Here is an 8,324-nt window from a genome sequence, read left to right as displayed (position 1 = left end):
TAGTGATACAGATCACTCTTTATTTTTTTAGAATAGTGAAATAAAAAACTAGAGTGATAAATATCACACTACTAGTCTGGTTAATAATGATTCATAGAGTGATAAATATCACACTTGTATTTTTATTACGGATGAGTCGGATGCGTCGGGGACGGTACTCATAGAAAAGGCGCCAATTTCTTGAGCTTTTAAAAGTGGTTCCTGAGCCTTGTACGACTCAGGAACCGAGTTCTTTTAGCCCCGCTTGATCCCATGCCAATACACAGGCCAATGATGTGGTTCACCGAGGTTGTTGATCACTGCTGCAATGGTTACCAGTGCGACACTGCCTGCGAGCACGGGCGTAAATAAATAATCAATGCCTACCACTTGAGTCCCCGCTAGCATGATTACCAGTGGATTTGCCCCTGCCGGTGGGTGAACGGCACGGCAGGCTTGCATCAGCATAATCGCAAGGCCAACTGCCAGTGCGATCATCCAACTCTCACTTCCTACGCCATACAACATGGCCAGCCCCACACTGGCGGTCAGTAAGTGACCCACAATCACATTTCTCGGTTGCGCGAGCGGTGATTGAGGTGCCGCAAATAAAATCACACAGGTTGCGCCAAATGGTGCCATCAGCCAAGGCACGCCAGTGGTTTGATTCAGCATTGTTAAGGTGAGAATGCCAAAAAATCCTCCCAGTAAGCCTTTTGTCAGTTGAATCCAAGTGGGTTTAGGCGGTAACGCACCGCCACCTTTTAGTCGTTTCATACTCGCTCCTTCAATGGTCGAATAAAGTGTACCGATCTGTACACATTGTTTTGAAGAGTACAGATCGGTACACTTTATGACAAGTCTTTTTTGGAGAGCATGATGAGCAAACGCGATCACATCTTGGCGGTGGCCGAGTCGTTATTTAATCAGTTTGGTTACACCGCCGTGGGCGTCGACAAAATCCGTGATGAAGCCGCGGTCTCAAAGACCTCAATGTACCGGCACTTTGGCGCTAAGTCGGCCTTGATTGAGGCTGTGCTGCAAGCGCGCCATACAAGATTTGAACAAGGGCTGCAGCAGGCTATTGATGCGCATCAGGATAAAGATGCCCAATTGATGGCGCTCCTCGATTGGCATCTGGCGTGGTTCAAACAAGACGACTTCAAAGGTTGTATGTTTATGCATGCGATTGGAGAATTTAAGAGCACTACAGACAGCCAAGTTACAGCGATTGCCAAAGCGCATAAGCGCAAAATTCGCAATATGATTGAAGGCATTGTCGGGTCTGAGGATGTCGACACCGTGATGACGTTATTAGAGGGGCTGATCGTGCGCGCCGAATTTGGTGAGTTACCCAGTCGCGCGTCGTGTCTGAAGATATTGCAGCCTCTCTCGAGTGCATAGCTACCGATGCCTCGTGACAGCGTCACGTGTTGCATATGGACGTCGCCTTTTCCGTCTTCTAATCTCTAAGAGTGCGAAAACGATTTGAGGTGGCACTGTGACGAGATGGTGGATATTAATGGTTTGCTGGTTGCCGTTGAGTGGACTGGCAAACACACTCACTGTTGCATATCGCGATCATACGGGTGCAATGTCATCCGCGACTAAAGCGATCGTCGAGCGGGTTTTTGACTCGGTTGACCCACAAATCGAACTCGCTTGGATAGAAATGCCGTTAGCACGGGCAGAGAATGCACTCGCTAAAGGGATCATTGATATTGATTTTGGACGCACGCGGTTGGTCTACCAGGACACGCCTCAGGCGCTTTATCCGAGTGAATCACTGTTTTCCGTCGGTTATCACCTGTTTGGCCATACATATGTTGGCAACCCTCAAGACTATCAACGTGTAGTGGGAGTGATTGGTGACCAAGTAGCGCAAATGATTGCGGATAAGTACCAGTGGGAAATGGTCGGTGCGAGGAGTGAGCGTGCCGCGTTGAATATGGTCAATAGCAATCGGGTACAAGCCATGGTGGCTTATGTGGGCGTGGCAAGCATTATTGAAAAAGAGCAACTAACTAATGTGCGCATGGGGGATAGCCCTATCGAGTCCATCCCCATCTATTTGGCGATTCATCAGCGGCATCAAGCTCTTATTGAGCCACTGAACGCTAGTGTTCGCAAAATGAAAAAGAGCGGAGAAATAACCGCTCTACTCGAAAAACACGGCATCCCTCATTGAGATGCATTTTCTATCCGAAGTTTCTGCTCGCGCACTTTACGACGCAATAGCTCCGTATAAATTGGTTGTCCGCCCAGCAACTGTGCGACCAAGGTGGCACCGAGGGTGGTGATGATTAACGGCAAAATCAGATAATAGTTGTTGGTCATTTCAATCACCAACAAAATACCGGTAATCGGCGCGCGCACCGTGGCCGCAAATAAGGCACCCATGCCAGCAATGGCAAACATCCCCGGCTCTATGCCCATTTCTGGGTACATATTGGCAACCACTAACCCATAAACAGTGCCTAACAAGGTGCCTAGCGCCAGCATGGGCGCAAAAATGCCCCCAGGCGCACCCGAGCTAAAGCAAATCACTGTCAGTAATGTGCGCGCCATAAAGATAAACAGCAGGGCACTGATTGAATAATTGAGGGTGACGAAGTCCGGCACCAAGTTAATCCCGCCATGGGTCAGCTCAGGGGCGTAGATAAGTAGCAGACCAAAAAAGCCACCTAAGGTGGCACCGACTAGCCAGATCCGTGTTTGGCTTTTTTGATAAAAGCGCTGGAAAAAATCCTGAAAGCGAATAATCAAAAAGTTAAACAACACGCCAAACACGCCGAAGCAGCAACCGAGGGCGAGAAAGAACCAAAGAGAAATGAGCGGTGGGGTTTCATATTGTGGCAGCACGATCACTGCCTCTTGGCCATTGATATACCGAAAAACAATGTCCGCGACAATTGCGGCGATAATTACCGCTTTAATTGAAATCAAGGTATAGCGAAATTGCGGTCGCATTTCCTCAACCACAAACATGATCGCCGCCAGTGGTGCGTTAAAAGCGGCCGCAAGCCCCGCTGCGGCCCCGGAGGCCAGCAGTGTTTGATTACTGTTTCTGTCTTTGATGCGGCAGGTATCGGTGACCATTCGGCCAATATTGGCACCAATTTGCACGCTTGGGCCTTCGCGGCCGAGAATCATCCCCGAGCCCAACGCGCCTAAACCGCCAAAAAATTTCACCGGGATAACTCGCCACCACCGTGAGGGGCGAATGCCTTCCATCGCGCCCTCAACTTCTGGGATACCAGACCCTGCCGCTTCAGGGGCAAAACGATGGACAAGCCAATAGCCGACCAAGGCGAGTCCTGCGCTAATGAGAAACGCGAGCACGCCTAAAGGGAGCATCGAGCTGATATTGCTGTCTAGCCAGTCGGTTCTGGATTGAGACAGTGAATGGATGGCGAGTTCGAAAAGGGTGACCACCACGCCACCTAAAAAGCCAATGACTACCGCGAGTAAAAGGATAGAAACGGGCGTTTTATCGCGAGACCATAATTTATCAAAGAAAACACTAGATTYGTAAAAGATGGCTCTCTTCTTGCCTGTTTTACTTACAATTTTCATCTGTGTGAACGCAAAGTGTGAAAAGAAAAGTGACGATGTACGGTGGCACGACTTCCTACGCCAACATCGTGCTGGGAACGTCCTGTTCCCTGAGAGAACGCATTTATACTACGCCAATTAACGGAACATGCAAGCGCTTGACAGATGCTTCATTGCCCAGTGATAAAGACAAAACCCGCGGGAGTAAGCGATACATTAATGAGACAGTCGTAAGCGAACATTTTTATACGTTTAACCGGTGTGCACCGTATTAACAACTAGCGTATCAGCTTTATCAGCGCCAATAATTGATTTGAATTAGATCACAGTTTGTTGCGCTGAAAATTTCTGCTCTGGCCTGATCGGATAGTAGACAGCGGTGTGGCCATGCCTGAGTCGTTAAGGCATGGCCGTCATTATCGCTAAAGTAAGACGTCATTAACCATGAAGGGCAGCTAGGTTATCGCCGATATCGATTAAGCGATCCAAAATACGCTCGCCATCGACGCCAATGCCATTGTGCTCGTACTCGTTAGTCATCCACGCTTGGCTGTTAGCAATCTTCGCCAAGGTTTGACGGGAATAATCGAACTCGACAAACATATCATCTACATAGGTGGCACAGGCGAGCGGCACCGTGTTGTGCTTGAGTGCCTCGAGATCATAAAGCGCCGGCCAATCGGTTTTTCCCGCCAGTAGCATGGCGGCGTCTTTGAGTGGTTTGAGCGTGGCGAGTTGGTCAAACATCCATGGATAGACCATTTCACCGGTAAAGCGGAAAGGTTGGTCGGGCTGGTAGTGGAACTGCGGGAACTGATCGCGTACCCGATGGGCTGACCACTGCGACGCCTGCTGCTGGCAGTAAATCGATTCATGCAAAATAGCGTAGAACGGATTGGTTAAATACCCTTGTTCTGCCTGCATCGCATCAAGGAATGGATAGCTCAGCACACGCTCGCCATTCACCTCAATAAACGCACGTTCCAGCAAATAATAAAGCGGCAGCCCGGCATGACCGCGACCGAGATTTAGGCCAATGGTTTGGAACTGCTCCACCGTAAACGGCTGACCGTTTGGCAGTGTCACCGCATTGTTTTGCAGATACTGGGCAATCTCGTGACAGCGGGCTTGTGCGTCCGGGAATTGGGCGAAAAACTGCTGGTTTTTGTCCTCCACCCGCTGATAGGTTTTTTGATATACCGCATCGGCATGTCCTTCAATCGGTGGAATGCCGCCAGTGACGAAGGCGCGCGACAGCGATTGCGGAAAGTACGACAAATAGGTAAGTGCACAAAACCCACCAAAGCTTTGACCCAGGATCGCCCATTGCTTGATGCCTAACGCCTCGCGTAAACACTCGGCGTCTTTCACGATGCTATCGGCACGAAAATGGCTCAGGTAGTCCGCTTGCTCGGCGGCTGTGAGGTGGGCAAGCGTTTGGTGATTTACCGGCGAGCTTAAGCCCGTGCCGCGTTGGTCGAGCAACAACACGCGGTAATCGTCTAGTGCCCGTTTTAACCAACCGCTCGCACCATTAGGGCGGGGTGACTCCATGCCAGGACCACCTTGGAAATACACCAGCCAGGGTAAGTCTTGTTCATTTTTACGTGTATCAACCACTTCGCGGGCGAAAATCGAGATTGAGGGGCTATCAATGTCACTATGATCCAGCGGTACATCAACATGATGGCTGCGATAACGGAGGTGGCGATCCCACAAATCGTGCATGGTAATTCCTTTACAAACAAAAAGATGACGCACGATAGATTACCAGAGATGGCGGGGAGCAGCGAGCACGTTTCCCTCAGCCAGCCTGTCACTTTTTTGTGATGCACATCACCTTTCTATTTACTTAGCCTGCTAACTATTTTATAGTACCAGCCTGGTATTACTTAGCCTGCTAAGTATTTTCACGATGGAAGGAAAACTCGATGACATCGCCCAATCCCGAACACATGTCTATCGCTGAGCACTTAGGGCGCACGGCGCGATTATGGCGCCGTGTGGCGAATTCAGAGCTTGAACCTCTGGGGCTGAGCTATCCGCGCTGGAGTGCGCTTTGGATGTTGCGTCGATTGGGAGATGGCATCAGCCAAAGTGAATTGGCACTGGCGCTGGAAATTGAACTGGGTTCGTTAATGCGCACCTTGAAGCATTTGGAAGCGCAGGGGCTGATCACACGGCGCTGCTCGCCCGAGGATAAGCGCACCCGTACCGTGCATGTCACCGCCAGTGGCAGTGAACTCATGTCTCGCATCGAAGCGCGGGTATTGCGGGTGCGCAAGCATTTGCTCTCGGGTATCGCGGCTGAAGATTTTGATGCCTTGGAGCGGGTGTTAGTCACTATTAATCAAAATGCGATGGACTATACCGCCACCACCGCAGATGACCACGGCACAGAATAATAAGTAATAGAGGTAAGAAAGACGAATGACACCAGATGAAAAATTTGCGCGTTGGGTAAAAGTGGCCGCCCTCAGTTTTGTGTTGATCTTTGGCTACTTTTTGGCGGCAGATAACCTGATGCCACTAACGCCCCATGCGATGGTGACACGCACCGTGACTAAAGTGGCCCCGCAAGTCAGTGGGCCGGTTAGCGCCTTGGCAGTAGAAAACAACCAGCGCGTTCAAAAAGGCGATGTACTATTTAAAATTGAGCGTGCGCCTTATCGTATCGCCGTCGACCAAGCCAAGCTCGCCCTGGCCCAAGCGAGACAAACGAACGCCCAGTTGGATGCCTCACTAATGGCTGCGCGGCAAGATGTCTCAGCGTTGGCATCGGTCTTGGCACAAAAAGCGCGTGAAGCCAAACGTTTAAAAGCCTTGTTTGCCAAAAATGGCGTCTCTCAGCAGCAGCGTGATGATGCGATCAGCGCCGCTAATACCGCTCGCGCCAAATGGGAAGCGGCGAAAGCGCGTGTGAGTGCCCTCCAGATCCAACGCGGTGGCGATGGTGCGAGCAATATCGCTGAACAAGTGGCGCTGAGTAAGTTAAAGAAAGCGCAATTGAATCAATCCTACACTACCGTTAAAGCCAGCCATGATGGGGTGGTGACGAACTTGCAGCTGGATGTGGGGGCGTATGCCAGTGCGGGCAAACCGCTGATGGCCTTGGTGTCTGAGCGCGCCGATGTGATTGCCGATTTTCGTGAAAAAAGTGTGCGCGATGTACAGACGGGTACCGCAGTGAATGTCACATTTGATAGCGAGCCGGGCAAACTGTACGCGGGACACGTGAGCAGTGTTGATGCCGGAGTCAGTGCCGGACAAATCGACGCCAATGGCCAACTGGCGTCGCCTTCAAACTCCAACCGCTGGGTGCGTGATGCACAGCGAATGCGTCTACACATTCAACTCGACGAATGGCCTGATCACGCCTTGCCAACAGGCGCACGCGCCACGGTTCAGATAATGCCTGAAAGCGCGGTGACGCAGTGGCTGGCCAGCGCGCAAGTCGGCTTTTTGAGTATGCTGCACTACATCTACTAAGGGGGAGCTGACGATGAGGTTATGGCATCACCCCTTAAGCGATAACGATGTGCGCCAGTGCGCGCGCATTGCCACAGGTGCGACGCTCGGTTTTGCGGTGTGTAAGTTTTTCGGTTTTAGCTTCGGAGTGTTTTTTACTGTCACGCCGATGTTGTTGCTTGGGCTTGTCCCAGTGATTAACGGTCGCGCTGCACGGCAATTGCTCGCCTCGGCGGTGATCAGTGGGATAGAGGTCGGGCTGCTAGGGGGATTGTTTGGCGCGCATCCTGGGTTAATGACACCGCTGGTGTTCTTGCTCTTCACCTATAAGTTTGCCTGTATGTCCAAAGGGCGCTTTTTCCTCTTTGGGGCCAACAGTGTTTTAAGCCTCAGCATTATGCTGCACTTTGCCAGCTATCCCGATTTACCCATTAACACCTTAATCTTTGGTAACCTGGGCGCCAATGTGTTATCGGTCGCGGTGGCGTATTTAGTGACCTGGTTAATTCCCGATGTGACGCCGCGTCAGCCACCAGCTGCACCGGCAGGGGGAAAACAATCGCACCGGATGCGCCACGAAGCGCTAATGGGCGCGACCTTGGCGACGGTCTCGTTTTTCATCTTTCAGTTATTTGATTTGCGCGATTCGATTTCAGCGCAAGCCACCACTGTGTTGTTGCTGTTTCCGATGCACTGGAATGGCTCGCTCAGCTATGCCCGAAAACGGGCGATAGGCACAGTGCTCGGCGTCGCTTACGGCATTGGCTGCCAAGTCATTTTATATGATTGGTTTAACGTGCTGATTTTAGTGATCCCGCTGTTATGGATAGGCACCATGCTGTTTGCCAAAGCGCACTTAAAAGAGGCCGGGGGCTCAGGTGTGGGGTTTGGTGCCATGGCTACGCTTGGGATCTTATTCGGGCAATACTTAAGCCCCAACCAAGACTTTATGTATGATGCCTTATACAGAGTGAGTAGTAACCTGGTAGCGATTGTGCTCACCTTGATGTTGTGTTTTATGGTGCATAAGCTGCTTAACTGCTTTTCCGCGACCCGGTTTGGTGCCGCGTAAGCGTATGAACGACCGAATACCTTCCTCGCTTTAGTCAATTAATAGTGATTATTTTTGCGGTAAACATCTCATCCTAATTTGACTTTTGCGAGGTATCGCTTGTTTCTCCTCCGACCTGTCGCTATGATTCTGTTTAACAATTATGTACAGAGAGGAAGTCAGCCGTCTCTCATACTGTTCGACACTGAATTTTTCGGCACATTACGCGCCGGTTGTGACGGCTTTAGTCCTTCCCCATCATTTAACAAGG

General features: G+C 50.8%; 8 protein-coding genes. 5 read left to right on the top strand and 3 right to left on the bottom strand.

The window, feature by feature from the left end; genetic code table 11:
- Window positions 1-234: 234 nt before the first annotated feature.
- On the bottom strand, window positions 235-756 hold the full coding sequence (locus BZG13_RS11780) for an HPP family protein (RefSeq protein ID WP_077486766.1): 522 nt from the start codon (window positions 754-756) through the stop codon (window positions 235-237).
- Between the two features lie 102 nt (window positions 757-858).
- Here BZG13_RS11780 and BZG13_RS11775 point away from each other — a divergent pair, with 102 nt between their 5' ends.
- Both BZG13_RS11775 and BZG13_RS11770 read left to right on the top strand, forming a co-directional pair.
- Window positions 859-1,383, top strand: a complete 525-nt coding sequence (locus BZG13_RS11775) for a TetR/AcrR family transcriptional regulator (RefSeq protein WP_077486765.1) — start codon at window positions 859-861, stop codon at window positions 1,381-1,383.
- A gap of 97 nt (window positions 1,384-1,480) precedes the next feature.
- Entirely contained in the window at window positions 1,481-2,167 is a 687-nt protein-coding gene (locus BZG13_RS11770; protein WP_131825401.1) for a substrate-binding periplasmic protein, read from the top strand.
- Here BZG13_RS11770 and clcA read toward each other — a convergent pair.
- Window positions 2,161-3,555, bottom strand: a complete 1,395-nt coding sequence (clcA, locus tag BZG13_RS11765) for a H(+)/Cl(-) exchange transporter ClcA (protein WP_077486763.1) — start codon at window positions 3,553-3,555, stop codon at window positions 2,161-2,163. The genes BZG13_RS11770 and clcA overlap by 7 nt on opposite strands.
- A gap of 417 nt (window positions 3,556-3,972) precedes the next feature.
- Window positions 3,973-5,262, bottom strand: coding sequence for an alpha/beta fold hydrolase (locus tag BZG13_RS11760; RefSeq protein ID WP_077486762.1), 1,290 nt, complete (start codon window positions 5,260-5,262; stop codon window positions 3,973-3,975).
- 203 nt (window positions 5,263-5,465) lie between these two features.
- Between BZG13_RS11760 and BZG13_RS11755 the strand changes: the two genes are divergently transcribed.
- Genes BZG13_RS11755 through BZG13_RS11745 form a run of 3 tightly spaced genes read left to right on the top strand, consistent with a single transcriptional unit; the run spans window position 5,466 to window position 8,074 of the window.
- Complete coding sequence (locus BZG13_RS11755; protein ID WP_077486761.1) at window positions 5,466-5,939, top strand: MarR family winged helix-turn-helix transcriptional regulator; 474 nt, start codon at window positions 5,466-5,468, stop codon at window positions 5,937-5,939.
- Window positions 5,940-5,964: 25 nt separating this feature from the next.
- Window positions 5,965-7,023 (top strand): HlyD family secretion protein, encoded by a 1,059-nt coding sequence (locus BZG13_RS11750; RefSeq protein WP_077486760.1) that lies wholly within the window; start codon window positions 5,965-5,967, stop codon window positions 7,021-7,023.
- A gap of 13 nt (window positions 7,024-7,036) precedes the next feature.
- Window positions 7,037-8,074 carry a DUF2955 domain-containing protein gene (locus tag BZG13_RS11745; RefSeq protein ID WP_069362292.1) on the top strand — a complete coding sequence of 346 codons (1,038 nt, stop codon included), beginning with the start codon at window positions 7,037-7,039 and terminating at the stop codon, window positions 8,072-8,074.
- The last annotated feature ends 250 nt before the right edge of the window (window positions 8,075-8,324 follow it).

It is taken from the genome of Salinivibrio sp. ML323, from assembly GCF_001995745.1.
Classification (GTDB): Bacteria; Pseudomonadota; Gammaproteobacteria; order Enterobacterales; family Vibrionaceae; genus Salinivibrio; species Salinivibrio kushneri.
Note: the sequence above shows the minus strand (reverse complement) of the source record. Positions and strands in the feature narration are given on the sequence as shown.